At 42.4% G+C, this 18,846-nt stretch carries 21 protein-coding genes; 6 read left to right on the top strand and 15 right to left on the bottom strand.

Features of this window, described 5'->3' with window-relative positions; all coding sequences use genetic code 11:
• The first annotated feature begins 494 nt into the window (after positions 1-494).
• The 5 genes from aroK (at position 495) to KKZ03_RS14995 (ending at position 4,622) form a co-directional block, all read left to right on the top strand.
• Positions 495-1,019, top strand: coding sequence for a shikimate kinase AroK (gene aroK / locus KKZ03_RS14975; RefSeq protein WP_243217609.1), 525 nt, complete (start codon positions 495-497; stop codon positions 1,017-1,019).
• Between the two features lie 5 nt (positions 1,020-1,024).
• On the top strand, positions 1,025-2,104 hold the full coding sequence (aroB, locus tag KKZ03_RS14980; protein ID WP_243217610.1) for a 3-dehydroquinate synthase: 1,080 nt from the start codon (positions 1,025-1,027) through the stop codon (positions 2,102-2,104).
• Complete coding sequence (locus tag KKZ03_RS14985; RefSeq protein WP_243217611.1) at positions 2,094-2,945, top strand: AAA family ATPase; 852 nt, start codon at positions 2,094-2,096, stop codon at positions 2,943-2,945. Before aroB ends, KKZ03_RS14985 begins: the two co-directional genes overlap by 11 nt.
• 123 nt (positions 2,946-3,068) lie before the next feature.
• Positions 3,069-4,133: a uroporphyrinogen decarboxylase gene (gene hemE, locus KKZ03_RS14990; protein WP_243217612.1), complete on the top strand. Its 1,065-nt coding sequence runs from the start codon at positions 3,069-3,071 to the stop codon at positions 4,131-4,133.
• Positions 4,134-4,151: 18 nt separating this feature from the next.
• On the top strand, positions 4,152-4,622 hold the full coding sequence (locus tag KKZ03_RS14995) for a DUF411 domain-containing protein (RefSeq protein ID WP_243217613.1): 471 nt from the start codon (positions 4,152-4,154) through the stop codon (positions 4,620-4,622).
• Between the two features lie 103 nt (positions 4,623-4,725).
• Here the strand turns inward: KKZ03_RS14995 and KKZ03_RS15000 are convergent, their stop codons facing one another.
• The 14 genes from KKZ03_RS15000 to KKZ03_RS15060 form a co-directional block, all read right to left on the bottom strand.
• On the bottom strand, positions 4,726-5,214 hold the full coding sequence (locus tag KKZ03_RS15000) for a hypothetical protein (RefSeq protein WP_243217614.1): 489 nt from the start codon (positions 5,212-5,214) through the stop codon (positions 4,726-4,728).
• A gap of 185 nt (positions 5,215-5,399) precedes the next feature.
• Positions 5,400-5,714, bottom strand: a complete 315-nt coding sequence (locus tag KKZ03_RS15005; RefSeq protein ID WP_243217615.1) for a transposase — start codon at positions 5,712-5,714, stop codon at positions 5,400-5,402.
• Entirely contained in the window at positions 5,707-5,865 is a 159-nt protein-coding gene (locus KKZ03_RS15010) for a hypothetical protein (RefSeq protein ID WP_243217616.1), read from the bottom strand. The genes KKZ03_RS15005 and KKZ03_RS15010 overlap by 8 nt, the downstream gene beginning before the upstream one ends.
• Positions 5,866-5,932: 67 nt before the next feature.
• Positions 5,933-6,451, bottom strand: a complete 519-nt coding sequence (locus KKZ03_RS15015; protein ID WP_243217617.1) for a group II intron maturase-specific domain-containing protein — start codon at positions 6,449-6,451, stop codon at positions 5,933-5,935.
• A gap of 24 nt (positions 6,452-6,475) precedes the next feature.
• Positions 6,476-6,646, bottom strand: coding sequence for a reverse transcriptase domain-containing protein (locus KKZ03_RS21835; RefSeq protein WP_256451976.1), 171 nt, complete (start codon positions 6,644-6,646; stop codon positions 6,476-6,478).
• 151 nt (positions 6,647-6,797) lie between these two features.
• A complete protein-coding gene (locus KKZ03_RS22090; protein WP_371744743.1) occupies positions 6,798-7,184 on the bottom strand; it encodes a reverse transcriptase domain-containing protein in 387 nt (128 codons plus the stop codon).
• Positions 7,185-7,847: 663 nt separating this feature from the next.
• Positions 7,848-8,435 (bottom strand): DUF6444 domain-containing protein, encoded by a 588-nt coding sequence (locus KKZ03_RS15025; protein WP_243217618.1) that lies wholly within the window; start codon positions 8,433-8,435, stop codon positions 7,848-7,850.
• A gap of 166 nt (positions 8,436-8,601) precedes the next feature.
• Positions 8,602-9,801, bottom strand: a complete 1,200-nt coding sequence (locus tag KKZ03_RS15030; protein ID WP_243217619.1) for an ABC transporter permease — start codon at positions 9,799-9,801, stop codon at positions 8,602-8,604.
• Between the two features lie 2 nt (positions 9,802-9,803).
• The gene (locus tag KKZ03_RS15035; RefSeq protein WP_243217620.1) at positions 9,804-11,009 is read right to left on the bottom strand and encodes an ABC transporter permease; all 1,206 of its coding nucleotides are present in this window, start codon (positions 11,007-11,009) and stop codon (positions 9,804-9,806) included.
• Between the two features lie 106 nt (positions 11,010-11,115).
• Complete coding sequence (locus KKZ03_RS15040) at positions 11,116-11,778, bottom strand: ABC transporter ATP-binding protein (protein WP_243217621.1); 663 nt, start codon at positions 11,776-11,778, stop codon at positions 11,116-11,118.
• On the bottom strand, positions 11,775-12,908 hold the full coding sequence (locus KKZ03_RS15045; protein ID WP_243217622.1) for an efflux RND transporter periplasmic adaptor subunit: 1,134 nt from the start codon (positions 12,906-12,908) through the stop codon (positions 11,775-11,777). Before KKZ03_RS15045 ends, KKZ03_RS15040 begins: the two co-directional genes overlap by 4 nt.
• Before the next feature lie 123 nt (positions 12,909-13,031).
• A complete protein-coding gene (gene wecC / locus KKZ03_RS15050) occupies positions 13,032-14,231 on the bottom strand; it encodes a UDP-N-acetyl-D-mannosamine dehydrogenase (RefSeq protein ID WP_243217623.1) in 1,200 nt (399 codons plus the stop codon).
• A 1-nt stretch (position 14,232) separates the two neighbouring features.
• Positions 14,233-15,363 (bottom strand): non-hydrolyzing UDP-N-acetylglucosamine 2-epimerase, encoded by a 1,131-nt coding sequence (gene wecB, locus KKZ03_RS15055; protein ID WP_243217624.1) that lies wholly within the window; start codon positions 15,361-15,363, stop codon positions 14,233-14,235.
• A gap of 436 nt (positions 15,364-15,799) precedes the next feature.
• A complete protein-coding gene (locus tag KKZ03_RS15060) occupies positions 15,800-17,185 on the bottom strand; it encodes a phosphomannomutase (RefSeq protein WP_243217625.1) in 1,386 nt (461 codons plus the stop codon).
• A 268-nt stretch (positions 17,186-17,453) separates the two neighbouring features.
• On the opposite strand from KKZ03_RS15060, the gene KKZ03_RS15065 reads away from it, so the two are divergent.
• Entirely contained in the window at positions 17,454-18,149 is a 696-nt protein-coding gene (locus KKZ03_RS15065) for a metal-dependent hydrolase (protein WP_243217626.1), read from the top strand.
• Positions 18,150-18,314: 165 nt separating this feature from the next.
• Here the strand turns inward: KKZ03_RS15065 and KKZ03_RS15070 are convergent, their stop codons facing one another.
• A complete protein-coding gene (locus KKZ03_RS15070) occupies positions 18,315-18,758 on the bottom strand; it encodes a type IV pilin protein (protein ID WP_243217627.1) in 444 nt (147 codons plus the stop codon).
• Between the last annotated feature and the right edge of the window lie 88 nt (positions 18,759-18,846).

The raw sequence follows: 18,846 nt of genomic DNA on the forward strand, positions 1-18,846 counted from the left end.
CTCCCCTTTTTTTATGTTTTAATCTTATAATACGACATGGAATTGAAAAAGTCAGGTTAATGTCAATTGATAGATTACTTGGGAGGCTATCCGATAATGGAACCGTAGCGAGGGAAAGCAATTTTGAGTCAGATTTTTTGATCATTTGAAGCAAATAGTTGTTCTATTAAACGAAAATGAGCGAGAAATCTGGCCAAAATAGCTTTTTCACAATCGATTTTCTATTTTCGGACAGCCTCCTTAAAAGTTTTATTACTTGACGCTATAAGCATTGGTTTATACGGGGTTTAATAGTGGACTGCTTTGCCTTAAAAATTTCAATCTATATCCTGATTTCATTGATTAAATGATAATCTATTGACGGGTAACGCTCTCAGTAGATTTATATTTCATGAATAAAGCGATATTTAATAACGATAGTCCTTCTCTCAGGACTATAATTTTAATAGCCCCCTCATAATAAAGGGGAGATTTTAAATCAGCACGGTATTTTGATGACAAGATCAGAAAATATATATTTAGTTGGCCTTATGGGTGCGGGAAAAACCACGATAGGTCGTCAGTTGGCAAAATCACTGACTGTACCTTTTTACGATAGTGATAAAGCCATTGAAGAAAGCACAGGAGTAGATATTCCCACTATTTTTGAGTTTGAAGGGGAAGAAGGTTTTAGGGATCGTGAACAAAAAATGATTCAGCAACTGACCGAGCTCGAAGGCATTGTATTGGCCACCGGTGGTGGTGCAATTTTACGTGATGAAAATCGTCGCTTATTAAAAGAAAATGGTTTTATTGTCTATTTACAATGTTCAGTAGAAAGAATATTAGAGCGGACACGAAGAGATACACAGCGACCTTTATTAAAAACAGATAATCCCAAAGAGCGTATAGAAAATTTATTCGCACAGCGTGAGCATCTTTATTTATCATGTGCCGACTTCATAATTGATACCGGCGTCATGCAAAGCAAAGCCGTTGTTACCAGTATCCTTGAAGAATATAGATCCGCTAACCGTTAACTCAGATGAAAAAATTACTGGTAGAATTGGGTAACCGAAGTTATCCAATTTATATAGGCTCAGATTTATTAAATCAAACAGAACTATACACACAACATATTAAAGCCCGCCAGGTTATTGTGGTGACCAATACAACCATTGCCCCTTTGTATTTGAATAAGGTTTTAAAAAACTTGTCTGAATTTGATGTCGAGACAATCATATTGCCTGATGGCGAGCAATTTAAAACTTTAGAAACTGTTTCGCGTATTTTTGATAAATTATTGCTTGGTAAATTTAGTCGTAATGCAACATTAATCGCTTTAGGCGGCGGCGTGATTGGCGACATGGGTGGCTTTGCAGCAGCTTGTTACCAACGGGGTATTGCTTTTTTGCAAATACCCACGACATTGCTGGCCCAAGTAGATTCTTCAGTCGGTGGAAAAACCGGCGTTAACCATCCGTTGGGTAAGAACATGATTGGTGCTTTTTATCAGCCCCAATGTGTTATTGCCGATGCCGATGTTTTAGATACATTAGATGATCGCCAATTATCAGCAGGTTTGGCTGAAGTTATTAAATATGGCTTGATCAGGGATCCCGAATTTTTCGAGTGGCTGGAGAATAACATTAACGCCTTATTAGCCAGAGACAAACAAGCGTTGGCTTATGCCATTGAACGGTCATGTCTTAATAAAGCCGAGATTGTTTCTGAAGATGAAACTGAAACCGGCGTTAGGGCAATCTTAAATTTAGGCCATACTTTTGGTCATGCCATTGAAACCGGTGCAGGTTATGGTACCTATCTCCATGGCGAAGCAATTGCGATAGGGACCTGTCAGGCAGCAGATCTATCCAGAAAAAAAGGCTGGTTAAATCATACAGATGTAGAAAGAATCATTAATTTATTTAAAAAATGTAATTTACCTGTCTGTCCACCGGAACAACTTGATTCGGAACGGTTTTTAGAGCTGATGGCAGTTGACAAAAAAAATATTAATGGTCAAATCAGGCTTATTTTATTAACAAAAATAGGGGCTGCCACGCTACCTATTGATGTCGATAAAACATTATTAATTCAGACACTTAAAACCTATGGCAGATAATGATACTGTTAAGTATCATGAAAAAAAATCATTGATTGATCAGCAGTCCAGGGTTTTTCACTCCTTAATCACTCAGGAGCGGACTCAAAAGCTTGAATTAGTCATTCACCTACTATCCAATTCAAATCAGGCTCTTGTTGTTTGCGGTCCGTCAGGTATCGGTAAATCAACATTACTAAGTATATTGCAAGAACGCAAGCTTGATTCGTGGCTGTATTGTCCAATCTTGGGCAATACAGGGTTAAATTTCGAAAAGATTCAGGAACGGATAATTAGCGCCATTACTGATAATAAGTCCAGGCAAAAAAGTCGGAGTTTATCAGGCGCTTTTGGGCTACTTGAAAGTCAACACAAAAAAATAGTTTTAGTCATTGATGAAGCCGGATATTTACCGCCAGGCCTGATCAATACAATAATTAGCTATGTACAAGAACAGCTTGTTTTACAAGTTATTTTTGTGCTGACACACGATGACTTGTCTATAAAAAACAGCTCGGACAGTGCCATTGATGATTGTCACTTAATTGAAATACCACCCTTGTCAGAAAAACAATGTGGTGAATTTTTACAGTACCTGGCTATAAAACCCCGTTCACCGATAGCGTTTAACGGCATTAGTGATGCTATGATAGAAACTGTTTATCTGGAAACACACGGTATTCCGGGCAGAATTATCGGTAACTTGCCTAAGTTGAAAAATACCGGCAAAAATAATAACTCGTTATGGGTTCTTATTGCCGGAGTGCTGGGACTAATTATTTTAGCGCTATGTATTCAATGGTTTAGTTCTTCTGAATATAACAGCAAACCGTTACAGGCAACACCTTCGAATACTCAGTAATCAGTTGTTATTAATAGTGCCGAGATAATTAATTCCATTAAAAGATAAGTTGTAGAATAACCAGTAGAACCAACCCGGCATTTTTCAATTGTAAAATGTTTTAAACCTTTATAAAAAAACCTAATGACAGCATTAAAAAACGACATCTTTATCAGAGCTCTTTTAAAACAACCTGTAGATCGTACACCGGTATGGATGATGCGTCAGGCAGGAAGATATTTACCGGAATACAGAAAACTTAGGGAACAAGCAGGTAGTTTTTTAAATCTATGTACCAATCCCGAATTAGCTTGTGAAGCGACCATGCAACCTCTGCGGCGCTTTGATTTTGATGCCGCTATTTTATTCTCGGATATATTGACTATTCCTGATGCTATGGGATTAGGACTTTATTTTACCGAGGGTGAAGGTCCCCGATTTAAATATCCAGTAAAAACAGCTGCCGATATTAAAAAATTGCCCATTCCTGATCCGGATATCGATTTGCGTTACGTAGTTGATGCAGTTCGATTAATCAGGAAAACATTACAAGGCAGTGTACCGTTAATCGGTTTTTCAGGAAGTCCCTGGACCTTGGCAACTTATATGGTCGAAGGTGGCAGCAGCAAAAGCTTTCAAAAAGTTAAAGGTTTGATGTATGAACAACCCAAGCTACTACATGCCATGCTCGATAAACTGGCCCAATCGGTAGCAGCCTACCTGAATGCCCAGATTGAAGCAGGTGCCCAGGCAGTCATGTTATTTGATACTTGGGGCGGGATGTTGACATCAGAGGATTATATTGAATTTTCATTATATTACGCCAAACAAATCAGAGCCTTACTTAAAACCGATGTTAACGGACAACAAATTCCTGCCATTTTATTTACCAAAGGTGGCGGACTTTGGCTGGAAGCCATGACTGACGCGGGTTATGATGCACTGGGGCTGGATTGGCAGACAGATTTACAAAAAGCACGTGCCAGGGTCGGTGACCAAGTTGCTTTGCAGGGTAATATGGATCCAGTCGCACTTTACGCACAACCAGAAATCATTACTGAAAAAGTAAAAGCCATTTTACAAAAATACGGTTCCGGTTCCGGGCATGTTTTCAATTTGGGTCATGGTATTTTACCGGATATTAATCCTGATCATGTTAAAGCCATGGTTGATGCGGTACATAAATACAGTCCTGTTTATCATCAATAGTCACTAAAAAAGGTACCTATGAAAATATTAAATAGTTTTCTGGTCATGTCTTTGCTTATTTTTAATACGGGCATTAAGGCCGACGTAACTGATGCCGATGATAAACCGGTTGATATTGTAGTATATAGAAGTCCAAGCTGTGAATGTTGTGGCAAGTGGCTGGAACATCTGAAAAAAAATAATTTTACCGTCAAGGACATCGTGACTGGTGATGTCCAAGCAGTAAAGACAAAATATGGCGTTTCAGAGTCGATGGCTTCCTGTCACACGGCAGTAGTTAACGGTTATGTCGTTGAAGGTCATGTACCTGCTAATGACATCATGACTCTGTTAAAAACCAAACCAAAATTAGCCGGTATTGCTGTTCCGGGAATGCCCAAAGGTACTCCTGGCATGGAAATGGGCGACAAAAAAGATTCCTATAAAGTAATGAGTTTTGATAAAGAAAACCACTATGAAGTTTTTAACAGCTATCAAGGAACGCAGTAACTTAATCAATTTTTCTTGAACAGCCATATCATCAAGAAACGGGGGAAAAGAATACACAGAAACGCAAGGAGGCTGTCCGAGAAAATTAGCTACATAAAAAAGCTTAGCGGGGTGGTGTTGGTTTAACTTGTTGCCAGCCACTTCGACAGTCTTTAACGTGGGGATAATAACCTTCGGGATTATTACAGTAATACCAATAATTTTCCGGATATTGTTGCGCAACCGGAGGTTGCCGGATATAAACAGGGGGTGTTGCCGGAACAGTGATTACAGCCTGCGGATAATAAGGGGTTTGCCTGGGATAATAAGGATAAATCGGTGTATTGAAATAAAAACCTGAACCTGCATTACCGTAACGGTTTCTGTGACCAAATCCTCCCTGAAACCCGCTGCCATAGCGTCTACTGCCAAATCCTCGATTATGCCTTCCACCACCATATCCGCTGCCATGTCTTCTGACACCATAACCACCATGACTATGCCCACTATGATGCCTTCCACCGCCATGGCCACGATCTCTTGACCATACAACGGTACTGGTTACCAGTCCAATCAGGATGCTAAGCAAACAGACTATCGTCATTTTTTTCATAAAAACTCCATCCCTACTATCGGGATGTTTTTCAAAAAACGTAACCCGACGAAATATTTCCAAAAATACATAATGGGCTCATTTGTGCTGTTAAGCAAACTAGCGCATTCCTTGTGTATAATTTCCCTTCATGGCGAACAAACATTGTCTTCATTGTTGGCGCACTCATGTTGCTTGCCTATAGTTTATAGTTTGCCCCGTTTTTTCGTCCCACCCTCCGGCGTTTTTGCTTCTGTGTAAGGATTTTCTGCCAAGCCCTTTTTAACCAGTCCATCGTATTGCTGTTCAAATAAAATGATTTGTTTGGGGCTTAAAGAGTCTTGTTCCGACGGGAAGGCTGCTATGGTGTTTTTGATGTTGACCAATAAAGTCGCTATCTCACCCGCCCAAGTTTGTTGGAATTGTTTTTCCAGATAATCCAGTTCCCTTAGGTGATGGGCATTGCAAGCAACGTGTTCGCAACCGTCGTAGCTGAAATAAACTTTCCAATGGTCATGCACCAATTTGCCATGAAAATTTTTCCATAATCCCGGCAGAATTCATGGCTTCTCTACCCCGTTTGGCGCGAACTTCATAATCGGTGAGTTTGTCGGTTGAGGCTGAATGCAAGTAATGCAGCTTGCCAGCGACACGCAAACCTGGTCGAGTCACCCAAGGGATCTTCCCCCTCAGGTGCTCACGGAACCGTACGTGAACCTCTCGATTCATACGGCTCTTCCTATCCAGTCAATTTCATACCATAAAATAATCGCCAGTGTGCAAACAAATCAGGCTGACTCCGGGCTACGCCCAGCAACCAATTCTCTGCTCGCTGTCGGTGTCCACGAAAGTGTTTAAACTTCCGCGCTGCCCACAAAACAAGTTTCCGATTCAAATGTCTCCAAACCGGATTTAATGCCGATCGATAGAACACCCCGTAATACGCTATCCAACCGCGTATCACAGCATTAAACATCCTTGCCAAATCGTGCAGACTCTTATCACTTTTCTTCTGGAGCGCCCACCCTCGAACTTCCTGGCGTATCGCTTTGGCTGCTTTATTACTGATAGCCGGAACAAAGCCGGTGAATAAGCCACCTTCTTTGCTTTTCGCTCCACGAGGCCTGAAGGTGAACCCTAGAAAATCAAACGAAACGTCCGGGTAATCCTCTTTACACCGATAGTTTTTACAGTACACCACACGGGTCTTCAAAGGATGCAGCTCAAGTCCACAGACTGCAAACCGTTCTTGCAACACCTGTTTTAGCCTTTCCGCCTGCTCTCAACTCCGACAATGTAGAACACCATCATCGGCATAGCGCTCAAACGGAATTTCGGGATAGTGCCTCTGCATCCACATATCAAATGTGTAATGCAGAAACAAATTAGCCAACAAGGGGCTAGCAACTCCACCTTGCGGGGTTCCCCGGTCTCTAAGGCTGTAGTGTGCCATCCGCCATCTGCACGGGTGTTTTCAGCCAACGCTCAATATATAGCAACACCCATTTTTCCTGGGTATGCTTACGTACTGCACGCATGAGTAGATCATGGTCGATATTATCAAAATAACCCTTAATATCGAACTCTAGCACCCAATTGTATGTCTAGCAGCGCTTCCGCGTCACAGACAATGCCTGATGTGCTGATCTTCCTGGCCGGTATCCATAGGAATCAGGATGGAAGTGCTTCTCCAATTCCGGCTCCAGTACCTGCTTGACCACCGTTTGGGCGATTCGATCCGTCACCGTTGGAATGCCCAAAGGACGGGTTCCTCCATTGGCTTTGGGAATTTCGACGCGCTTGACCGGCGTAGGCTGATAGCTGCCTGATGCCATCCGATTCCATAGCTTATAGAGATTGTTACCAAGATCCTGGTCAAACTTCTCCAGTGTCTGTGCATCAACTCCCGCTCCGCCACGGTTTGCTTTTACTCGTTTGTAAGCTTCCCACACCTGATGTTTGGTAATAGGAAACGATTTTGCCGGGTTCAATAGAATTCTCCTGTTGCCAGTTGTTTTATCGTTCCAAGCCAGATAGGGCAACCTCTTTGCTCCAGTGCCATTACAGCCCCTTCATCACTACTACAGGTTGCTCCGTCCCTGTACTCCACATTGGTACTCTCACACTTGGGATGCTCCCCCTTGTGTTTCTCCCTTAGCATCGGAGTGACAGGTTCCCACGTTCCACACAAGAGCCCGGATCGCACTCTCGCCACCTCCATGCCGGATGCCGACCGGGCCGTCAACAGGCACCTCCCGGACTTATCCTGCGGTAACGAAACCTCCGCAGTTTTGACATCGTCTCCACGTTTCGACACGTCATCAGTGGTTCACTTGCGTTCGACTTTACGACCCATACCTGACCAAATCGAGTTTGGCCTTTTCCTATCTCGCTCACCACAACGCCTCTTAAACGTTGCAGCAGTAGGTGGTTTGAAGCCTCCGCCTGTACGGCGACTCCGAGGGACCTACCCTCATCTCTTGTGCAGCATAGCTGCACGGGGGATTTTCACCCCCAATGCGCCTTCGTGACACACTTTCATCAACATGCAAGATTTCCGCTTGTTGCAGTTGCTCTTTGATTGCAACTCTGGCGGGTTCAATTTTCTGTTCCAATTGCTTGCCCGCATTAAGGATGAAGGCTTCGGAAGGGGATTACCCGAACAAATCCTTAAATATTTGCGCGGTGCGTTCAATAGGAATGAAATGCCCGGTAGTGAAATAAGTGGCGGCCGTTTTAACTCCATAGCCATACTGCACGGGCTGGCTGACATTTTCTGGAAAATCGCTTTTATTTTCGGTTTTGCATTCAGGGCAGACTTTAAGGGTAGCTTGATGTGCGGTGACGATGGTTTTCATTGCAGGGATATCAAAAACCTGCCGCTCCTCCACCTTCAGCACAGCAACATCTGCCAAAGAAACGGCGCAGTTTCTGCAACAGTCTTTGTCATGGACTTCGACTTCATCCGGGATTTCGACTGGGTTCAATGTTGTACCCTTATGTCCGGGTTGTCCGCCATTCGGTTTTTTGCCGTCACCATCGCTTGACGGTGGTTTTGAACTGTTACTGCTATTCTTAGCCGCCTTTGCTTGAATTTCTTTTATTGCCGCAGCCTGTATTTCTAACTGTTCGGCAAGTACCTTGAATTGTGCTTCGAATTTGTCAAATAACGCCAAAATAGCCTCTTCGCCTTCGGCGAATACTTTTTGTATTTCTTCATGACTGGATATTTGAATATTCATGGGAAGATATTAGACTCGGGAACCGATTTTTTGGCAAGTTTGAATTAGGCTGAGTAGTTACAAAAATTATTTTGCACAGAGGCTTATTTATGCGATGAAAGACTCCCCTTCCAACAAAGAATCTATTATCAAGTAATAAAGTTGTCTAAATAGAGTACTCATAATATCACTCGGTGCGCAAAGCTTCTAATGGTTCCAGTTTGGCCGCTTTCATTGCCGGAATAACACCGGCGACAATGCCAATAAGTAATGACACCATAAAAGCCATGGCGATATACCCCCAAGCGATTTGCACAGGTAAAGCAGGAAGCATGGCATCAAGAATTTGCACGATAAACAGGCCCAGTAATACGCCAAAAGTTCCACCGACCATACTAAGCGTCAGCGCCTCCCATAAAAACAACTGAAAAATAGTCCGTCGCTCTGCCCCTAAAGCTCGTAGCAAACCAATTTCTGAAATTCTTTCAGACACTGCTATGGTCATTATTGTCAGAATACCAACTGACCCAACCACTAAAGAAACACTACCTAAAGCGGCTACGGCCAAGGTTAAAATACTCAAGATAGAATCCATTTTTTCCAGCATTTGGTTTTGTGAAACCAAAGTAAAATCTTCCATACCATGCCGCGAAATCAATAATTTTTTAATGGATTTTTGTATGCTGGTAACAGAAATACTGTTTTTATAGAGTAAATCAATTTGCATCAAACTTTCCCTATCGAACAGTTCCAATGCCTTTGCTGCCGGAATATAGATCGTGTCATCCATATCAAAACCCAATAATTGGCCTTTTTTTTCCATCACCCCCATAATCCGATACCGGTCAGTGCCAATTCTGATTCGTTTACCGAGCGGATTATTAGTGCCAAACAACTCACTGGCTAACTTATTGCCCAACACGGCAAAAGCACGCGGATTAGTTTCCTCACCGGTAGGTAAAAATCGCCCACTGACGGCTTTCATTTTCCAGACTTGGGGCACTGAGGCACCAACCCCCAGAACATTGGTTCTTCGCTGCTTGTTGTCCGCTTCAATACGAACATTACCCTGCACTAACGGTACTACGGCAATAATGTTTTCCAGTTGGCTCAAACTGACTGCATCTCCCAAATTTAGTGGTCTAACCGTGCTTATTGTTGCACCTGACAAACCAAAAGTGCTTTTTTTTCCGGGAGAAACACTCACCAGATTAGTCCCAAACTGAGTAAATTCAGCGAGTACAAAAGTATGAATCCCGCGTCCTATGGACGTTAGAATAACCACCGCAGCGATGCCGATAATCAAGCCCAAAGCCGTTAATGAGGAACGTAACTTCTGACTGGTGATGGTTCGAAATGACAAAACCAATAAATCGGAAGTATGCATGATTATCGCTTGCCCAATGCGACAACGGGATTAAGCTTTGCTGCTTTTCTGGCCGGCAATACGCCAAATAACAGACCGGTAAACAACGACACAGCCAATGCGGCCAGCAGCGCCCAACCCGGTAATTGAATGGGGAAATCGGGGTAAAGAGTCGTTAGTACAGTAATACCTGCCAGACCCAAAGCCATTCCCAACAAAGCACCTGCCAATGATAACATCGTGGCTTCTGTTAAAAACAGCCACTGTAATTGACGTTGGGTTGCTCCCAAGGCTTTTAGCAAACCAACTTCAGCGGTGCGCTGGGTAACGCTGACCAACATGACATTCATCACCAAAACGCCGGCAACAACCAGACTTATACCGGCAATACTGACCACAGTCAGCGTCAACGCCGTTAATATTTTATCAAAAGTATTGACGACACTATCCTGGGTAATGATGGTGATATCATCTTCACCTTCATGACGGGCTTTTATAATACCGGTAATTTCATCAACTGCTTGATACATGGATTGTTTGGATTTGGCTTCGATCAAAATCCGAAATAATGAATGGGTGTTGAATAAAGCCTGTGCAGAAGCCACCGGAATAATCACCATCTCATCAAAATCAACACCAATAGACTGCCCTTCGGATGCCAATACCCCGATCACCAAAAAACGCCGATCATTAATTCGCAGCCATTGCCCAAGAGCCTTCTGATCGGAAAATAATTGCTCGCGTATCGTTTGGCCAATAACACAAACTGACAAGGCTTTGTTGGCATCCATTTTAGGTAAAAAACTGCCTTGTGCCATGGTTAAATGACGCACACGTCTTAGTGCATAAGTCGAACCAAATATGTTGGTTTCCCGCTCCAGTCCTTGAGTTGAAACCGGCGCAGAACCAATAGTCAGTGGCGCAACAGCGGCAATATGATAACTACGAAACAGTGCCTCGGCATCATCCAAAGTCAGGTCTCTAGGTGTTTCACTAAACAGCGGTGGATGCCCGCCTGTTGTTTCATTACGTCCCGGCAAAACAATCATCAGATGAGTCCCCAGCGATTCAAACTCGTTAACAATATAACTACGGGCACTTTCTCCCAGCGCAGTTAGTACAATTACGGAAGCGATACCGATACTCATTGCCAGAATAATGAGTGCCGCACGTAAACGCTGGGCACTGATTGCACCAAAGGCTTGGACTAAAGTGTCTTTAAACAACATCACGGTAAACCTGACTCAACTGTTATCCCTTTATTCATAAGCCATGAGTTATCAACGGGCTATTTTTATGTGATTTTGACCACTTCAGCAAAAAATAACCGGTCATTCAGTACGCTATCTGTCCATCAACGATACGAATTTTTCGTTGTGCCCGATCACCCAAGGTTTGATCATGAGTAATAATCACCAAGGTTACGCCCCGCTGATTAAGGTTTTCCAATAGCTCGATAATTTCCATTCCGGATTTACTGTCAAGATTACCGGTAGGCTCATCTGCCAATAATATCTCGGGTCGCATGATCATGGCCCGGGCAATAGCAACACGCTGAAGCTGTCCACCAGAAAGCTGATCAGGTCTGTGACTGGAGCGATCTTGCAGATTGACAGAAGCCAACGCATCGGCTACTCTTTGTTTACGCTCTTTAACGGCGATACCGGCTAAAATCATCGGCATTTCAACATTTTCAGCAGCCGATAAACGCGGGATTAAATGAAAAAACTGAAATACAAAACCCAAATTTTCGCGCCGAACTTTGGCAAGTTCATCATCACTATGCAGGGTAACATTCAGATTATTTAACCGGTAACTGCCAGTGGAAGGTTTATCAAGCAGAGCAATAACATTTAACAAGGTCGATTTACCTGAACCTGACGGTCCCATAACTGATACATACTCACCCTTGTTAATGGTTAGAGTAATGTCATTTAAGGCATGAACGGTTTGTTCCCCGACCTGAAAATAGCGGTGTATGTTTTCCAGCTGTATCATTTTTGCTGGTGGGCATAAGCGCCCGCAACAACGCCATCCCGACCAACCGACAAAACCACTTTATCGCCAACATTCAGGCCCGATAATACTTCTTCGGCATTCCAATTAGCCAAGCCCGGCTTGAACTCACGTTCTACCAATAAACCATCATCCTGCATCAACAATACCCGATTATTTTCCAGTACCGCCTCAGCGGGAACTATAAGTGCCTGTTGCTTACTGGCCAACAAGATTTCAATATCCGCACTATAACCTGGCAATAAGTCCTTGATATCATTTGGATCAGTTAATTTAACCTCGACCTCAACGGTACGTGCCTGCTTTTCTTTTTCCAAAACATACGGTGCAATACGGGTTACCGTTCCAGAGCAACGTTTTTCGGCAAAAGCATCAAGGGACACACAAGCACTCATACCGGTTCTTATTTTTGGGGCATCAACTTCATCAATCGGTGCGGACACATATAAACAACTGATATCTAATAAATCAATGGCTGGCAAAGTTGGGATACCGGGAGGCGATGGGGTAACATACTCACCGATTTCAACATTGATTTCGGCAACCCTGCCATCAAAAGGCGCTAAAACCAGAGAGCGTTCAACGGCGGCCTGAACCACCTCGCGATTTGCCTCACTAACAGCAATAGTCGCTAATGATGCATTGCAAGTGGCCCGTTTGGCTCTTGCCTCTGTTGTTTTGGCATCAAAGACTTCTTCAGAAACAATATCATGTTTTCGTTGCAGGATCATGCGTTGAGCTTCGCGTTCAGCAACAGCCGCCAACTGACAGACCTGTTCGGCAGTCGCCTGATTAGCCCTGATCTGAAACCCGTGTAATTTTACCTGCGCTTTCAGGTCCTTGTTCCATACTTCCATTAGCAATTGGTTTTGCTTAACACTATCACCTTTCCTGACATGAAGCTTGGCAACTTGTCCACCTGTCGCAGGTGCCAGAAAAGAACGTCGACAAGCTTTAACCGTTCCTACCCGAGTATTGGAAATTGTTGCCCTTACCTCACCTTTTTCAAGTTGAACTATTTCAACGTCAATCAGCTTGGGTTGTTTAGTAAAGAAAAAAACCGCCACCATCGCAATAACGCCGACGATAACCAGCAGTTTTTTACTGACCATTGAGAATAGAAAATGTCATTAGAATAAATAGCCTTCAGCAGAAATAATCCTGCCAACTAAATAATTAGACTATACAGCAATATTCTTCCACACGAACCACCAAATAAAGCGACTTGTTATTTATTACCTGTCGACAACACCGCAAAAATCGAGTTTATTGACAATATTAAGCCCCTTAAATTCTTTATGTGCAACCAAAAAAACAACGATGTCGGCCTCAGTGACAGCATCCTTGTAATTAACCAGATTTAAGCCGTCGTAAGATTTTATATTGGGCTCAACTGCCAACACATCCAAACCCTCATTAACAAGACGTTTAGTGATGGATAAGGCTGGAGATTCTCTTAAGTCATCAATATCAGGCTTAAAAGCAAGCCCCATACAGGCAACTTTGGCTTTTTTACCGGTTTCATTTTCAAAGGCTAATGCCGAATTTTTTATCTTTTCAATGGTCCATTCAGTTTTGTGGTTATTAACTTCTCTGGCAGTGCGAATCAATTTGGCATCTTTACCACCTTTATGAACGATAAACCAAGGGTCTACCGCGATGCAATGCCCACCAACCCCAGCCCCAGGTTGAAGTATATTGACGCGAGGATGTCTATTGGCCAAACGAATAAGCTCCCAGACATTAATAGCAAATTTATCACACAATATTGACAGTTCATTGGCGAAGGCAATATTGGTGTCTCGATAACTGTTTTCAGTTAATTTGGCCATTTCTGCCGTTCTTGCATCAGTTTCAAGCACATCGCCCTGTACAAAGTCGCGATAAAAATCAGCAGTAATTTTAGTGGCAGCGTCCGTTGTTCCGCCAACAATACGGTCATTTTCGACCAGTTCTTTCATGATTTTTCCGGGTAGTACGCGCTCCGGACAATGAGCTATATATATCCCGCAAATATCTATGCCCTGCTCACTCAATAGCTCAGCAACTTTATCAGTGGTTCCTACCGGTGAAGTGGATTCCAGAATAACGATATTACCCGACCTTATATAGGGCACTATGGAAAGCGTAGCCGCACAAACATAATCAATGTTGGGTATAAATCCGTCATGAAACGGAGTCGGCACGGCAATGATAAAAACATCTGCTTCAGCAGGTTTTGTATCGGCTTTCAGTCGTCCCGAATTAACGGCTGATTTTACAAAAGTATCCAGTTCCGGTTCGACGATGTGGATTTCGCCGCGATTAATTATATCAACAGCTCGCTGATCAAGGTCAACGCCATGAATATCATAGCCTCTATTAGCCAATAAAGCCGCTGTTGGTAAACCGATGTAACCCAAGCCTATGACGCAAATTTTTGTTATTTTATTCATCCTATGCCTTCATGAAGTTTATAATTCTTTCACATGCCTTACCATCACCATAAGGGTTATGTGCTTTAGCCATGCTGTCGTAGGCTGACTGATTATCCAGTAACTCACTAGTTTCCTTAATGATGCGCTTTACATCGGTACCGACCAGCTTAACGGTGCCGGCATCGACAGCTTCTGGACGTTCGGTAGTATCACGCATTACTAAAACAGGCTTGCCCAAACTGGGCGCTTCTTCTTGTACACCGCCACTATCAGTAATAATTAATTTGGACAAGCTCATCAAATAAATAAACGCTTCATATTGCAAAGGCTCAATCAGATAGACATTTTTTAAATCACCTAATAATTCATTGACCGGTTTCAACACATTAGGATTTAAATGCACCGGGTAAACGATGTTGATAGCAGGTCTTTCCAACGCTATGGTCTTTAATGCCGAACAAATATCAACAAACCCTTGACCAAAATTTTCCCGACGATGCCCGGTAACCAAAATAAATTCTGTTACTTCGGGATCAAAACCTTTCTCATTGACAGATTCTTGTACGCGTTGTCGAAAAGGCGAATCCGTATCCAATCTGTTCTGCATAAACAGCAGTGCATCTATAACCGTATTTCCGGTAACAATAATTTTTTCATCAGCGACATTTTCTTTTAATAAATTATTTCGACTTTGCTGAGTTGGAGCAAAATGATAAGAGGTCAACTGTGATGTCAATTTACGATTGGCTTCTTCCGGCCAAGGCGAATAAATATTACCGGTTCGTAACCCAGCTTCTATATGGCCAATAGCTATCTTTTCATAAAATGCTGCCAAACTGACCGCAAAAGTGGTTGTGGTATCGCCATGCACAAAAATAACATCGGGACGGTAAATTTTAAAAACAGTTTTCATTCCTTGTAGGATATTATCGGTAATATCATACAAATCTTGATTGGGCTTCATGATATCAAGATCAAAATCAGTGGTGATTTCAAATAAATTTAAAACTTGATCAAGCATTTCCCTATGCTGTGCGGTAACACATACCTTGGTTTGAAAATCTTGATTTTGTTCCTGAAATGCTTTTACTAGCGGTGCCATCTTGATGGCTTCTGGACGCGTACCAAATACCAGCAGAATTTTTTTCATTGAATATGATAAAACCGTTATGACCGTGACAATGTAATTTTAAGAATAGTACAAATTAATAAACTTACCTGACAGGTATAACGAAAAAAGATAATAAGGCTATAGCGGGGCCACCTCGACCATAAATACAGAAAATCCGAGCTACAAAAACGTCGTGATATCGACACTATGTGCAAGATAGTATGTAAAATTCCTATGGCAGCGTTCTAAAATCTTCAGAAATTAAACTTCCACCACATGAAATTTATCTGAAAACCTATAGATAACCTTAATTTACTTCTGATAGCCAAATGTTTTAAATGGCTTTATAACCAAGGCGCACAGACTACGCCCTATTACTCGACAAAACTTATCCGGAACTGTATCAACCTGTAAAAATCACTTGGCCCACGAAAACCAAAAGCAAGTGTCTCCTTTTGGTTTTCCGTGAAATCGCCTATCCCAGCAACGCCAATAACTCTTCGGTTTTTGCCTGCATTAACGCTTGGTCACCGCGTGACTCTACATTTAAGCGTACCAACGGCTCAGTATTGGAACATCGCAAATTAAACCGCCAGCTACCAAATTCCATGCTCAAGCCGTCGGTATAATCAACAATTTGGGCATCGTTCTCATAATGTTTTTTAACCAATTCAATAGCCGCTTCCGGTTGGGCTATGGTGCGGTTAATTTCCCCACTGGCAGGGAAAAGACGCATTCTTTCATCGACCAGTTGCGATAGCTTTGTACCACTTTTACTCATTAACTCAATCACCAGTAACCACGGAATCATACCACTATCACAATAAGAAAAATCCCTAAAATAATGATGGGCACTCATCTCTCCGCCATAAACAGCATCTTCCAGACGCATTCTTTCTTTGATAAAAGCATGACCGGTTTTGCTTTGCACGGCTATTCCCGACATGCTCTTGACTATGTCAATGGTGTTCCAGGTTAAACGCGGATCATGGACAATTTTTGCACCCGGATTTTGTTTAAGGAAGGCCTCAGCCAGTAAACCGACAATATAATAACCTTCGATAAAACGACCGGTTTCATCAAACACAAAACAACGATCAAAATCACCATCCCAGGCGATACCCAAATCTGCGCCATGTTCTTTAATGGCAGCAATGGTACTGTCGCGATTTTCTGTTAATAATGGATTGGGAATGCCGTTGGGAAAGTGGCCATCAGGTTCATGATGTATCTTGATAAACTCCAAGGGTTGCACCATGGCTTTTTGCAGTGCCGCTTCCAACCAATCAATGGCATGCCCTGCTGCACCGTTACCGGCATTAACGACTACCTTTAGAGGTTTTAATGCCAAGGGATCAATATAACTCAACAAATGTTCAATATAATCCGCACCGATTGAAATAGCTGTAACCGTGCCGCGATGTGCTACCGGTTCCCCGAAGTTATTGGCTTCAGCCAACAGTTTAATATCATTCAGCCCGGTATCACCACTAACAGGCTTGCTTTGTTCACGCACCAATTTCATGCCATTATAATCTTTTGGATTATGGCTTGCAGTCACCATAATACCGCCATCCATGGGCATACCGGTATCCGTGTAGGCAAAAGTAGCATAATAAACTTCTTCAGTACCACACAAGCCAATGTCATAAACATTAACACCTGCATCTTGCAGACCTTTAATAACCGCATCCGCCATTTCGTTACTGGAAAGACGTATGTCACGCCCGACAATCACTCGGGTAGGCTGAATATTCTCTGCATAAGCGCGACCTATACGATAAGCAATATCGGTATTCAATTCATCGGGAATGCGCCCACGTATGTCGTAGGCTTTAAAACAGCTTAATAATTTAGTCATGATATTTTATAAAGTTGATGATTTATACAGCACATTGACGCTGCCCTGGGAGGCTGTCCGAGAATAGGAACCGTAGCGATGGTTTCCTATCCTTGAACCGCCTCCTATGTTATTAGTACAGGTTTTAATGACAAAATGATGAAAATATTTTACATAATCCGTCAAAAAAACTATAAAGCTTGCCATTCTAACAACATTTACCTTAAATCATCGGTAGATAATGTCATAATTACTAATTTTTTAGATTTCAAAAGGACTGTTGTTTTACATGGCTAATTTTAACACCCATTTATCCATTGCTATAACTGCCAGTATAGGTGCTGCACTAATTGCCGTTAATGTTCACTTGATTACTAGCCCTGATATGCCTTGGCTTGTCTTTCTGGGTACCTTGGGCGGACTATTGCCGGATATTGATGCGAGCAACTCAAGACCGGTAAAGCTGCTGTTTACTGTATTGGCCTTAATGAGTGTAGCAGGTGCGCTACAGGTTTTTAAAAACACTTACGACCCCTACCCGTTATTACTGATTGTTGCAGGCACTTACCTGTTTATTCGACATATAGTATTTGCCCTGTTTAACCGTCTTACCGTGCATCGAGGTGTATTCCATTCAGTATTGGCAGCAGTGTTTTTTGCTTTATTGATGACATGCATCAGTTATCATTTTTTACGCTGGAGTATTTTACACGCGTGGTTAAACGGGCTTTTTATTGGCTTTGGATTTATCGTCCATTTATTATTGGATGAGCTCTATAGCGTCGATTTATCAAATGCCAGAATGAAAAATTCTTTTGGTACCGCATTAAAATTATTTAGTTATAACGACATTACTGCTTCGATATTAATGACTGTTTTTACCCTACTACTTTTCTGGATGGCACCGTCACCGATGCCATTAGCCAAAGTATGGAAAGGGGCACAATGGCATAACTATTTAACACCAGTTAGATTCTTGAAATGAATGGCTATTTTTCTAACAATAGTGATTTTTCTACGAAAAGAACAAAAGACACAAAAGAAGAGGGAAGTTGCAATGTTTTTCTAAACTTTAGATAATCTTTTCATGCTTTATATTGTTAGCGGTGGGCAAAAAAGCCTGTACATTCCTACCCTGAAAAACCATATATTACCAACAATCGGCTGCGGTAACTCCCGTGCCAGTAAACCCTTTTACGCCTGTATGAGTCAACGTTAAGGTGCCACATTTATCAGATGACTGGACACCAGTAGGCTCAGCACTTAAGGTGTAACTACTGGCAGTAGCCGCATTAATAGTTAAATTGTAAAAAGCGGTTCCCCCATCTACCGGGCTGGTTATGCTATAAATTCGTGGCGAACCAGTATCAGCATGTGATCCAACAGTTCCAGCAGCACCTAAATAACTATTATTAACTGTAAAATAGCGTTCCATCGCATTTTCAAAGCCCAGTAACGCACCTTGCGCATCGGCGCGCCGTGACTTCATAACACTAGCCTGATAACTGGGAATAGCGATACCGGCTAAAATGCCCACGATAACGACGGTAATCATGAGTTCAATGAGTGTAAAACCTGGTTGTGATTTCTTCATAATCTTTATCCTAAATATCCAATAAATAACCACTCATTAGACACTTGCCTGCCAATATTAATAAATATTGTACATTGTTAACCTGTAC

Source organism: Methylobacter sp. S3L5C, assembly GCF_022788635.1.
GTDB lineage: Bacteria > Pseudomonadota > Gammaproteobacteria > Methylococcales > Methylomonadaceae > Methylobacter_C.

Excerpts from the sequence above, each read along its gene's own strand:
- aroK (WP_243217609.1), top strand. The coding sequence starts at position 495 with ATGACAAGATCAGAAAATATATATTTAGTTGGCCTTATGGGTGCGGGA.
- aroB (WP_243217610.1), top strand. The coding sequence starts at position 1,025 with ATGAAAAAATTACTGGTAGAATTGGGTAACCGAAGTTATCCAATTTAT.
- KKZ03_RS14985 (WP_243217611.1), top strand. The coding sequence starts at position 2,094 with ATGGCAGATAATGATACTGTTAAGTATCATGAAAAAAAATCATTGATT.
- hemE (WP_243217612.1), top strand. The coding sequence starts at position 3,069 with ATGACAGCATTAAAAAACGACATCTTTATCAGAGCTCTTTTAAAACAA.
- KKZ03_RS14995 (WP_243217613.1), top strand. The coding sequence starts at position 4,152 with ATGAAAATATTAAATAGTTTTCTGGTCATGTCTTTGCTTATTTTTAAT.
- KKZ03_RS15000 (WP_243217614.1), bottom strand. The coding sequence starts at position 5,214 with ATGAAAAAAATGACGATAGTCTGTTTGCTTAGCATCCTGATTGGACTG.
- KKZ03_RS21835 (WP_256451976.1), bottom strand. The coding sequence starts at position 6,646 with ATGGCACACTACAGCCTTAGAGACCGGGGAACCCCGCAAGGTGGAGTT.
- KKZ03_RS15025 (WP_243217618.1), bottom strand. The coding sequence starts at position 8,435 with ATGAATATTCAAATATCCAGTCATGAAGAAATACAAAAAGTATTCGCC.
- KKZ03_RS15030 (WP_243217619.1), bottom strand. The coding sequence starts at position 9,801 with ATGCATACTTCCGATTTATTGGTTTTGTCATTTCGAACCATCACCAGT.
- KKZ03_RS15035 (WP_243217620.1), bottom strand. The coding sequence starts at position 11,009 with ATGTTGTTTAAAGACACTTTAGTCCAAGCCTTTGGTGCAATCAGTGCC.
- KKZ03_RS15040 (WP_243217621.1), bottom strand. The coding sequence starts at position 11,778 with ATGATACAGCTGGAAAACATACACCGCTATTTTCAGGTCGGGGAACAA.
- KKZ03_RS15045 (WP_243217622.1), bottom strand. The coding sequence starts at position 12,908 with ATGGTCAGTAAAAAACTGCTGGTTATCGTCGGCGTTATTGCGATGGTG.
- wecC (WP_243217623.1), bottom strand. The coding sequence starts at position 14,231 with ATGAATAAAATAACAAAAATTTGCGTCATAGGCTTGGGTTACATCGGT.
- wecB (WP_243217624.1), bottom strand. The coding sequence starts at position 15,363 with ATGAAAAAAATTCTGCTGGTATTTGGTACGCGTCCAGAAGCCATCAAG.
- KKZ03_RS15060 (WP_243217625.1), bottom strand. The coding sequence starts at position 17,185 with ATGACTAAATTATTAAGCTGTTTTAAAGCCTACGACATACGTGGGCGC.
- KKZ03_RS15065 (WP_243217626.1), top strand. The coding sequence starts at position 17,454 with ATGGCTAATTTTAACACCCATTTATCCATTGCTATAACTGCCAGTATA.
- KKZ03_RS15070 (WP_243217627.1), bottom strand. The coding sequence starts at position 18,758 with ATGAAGAAATCACAACCAGGTTTTACACTCATTGAACTCATGATTACC.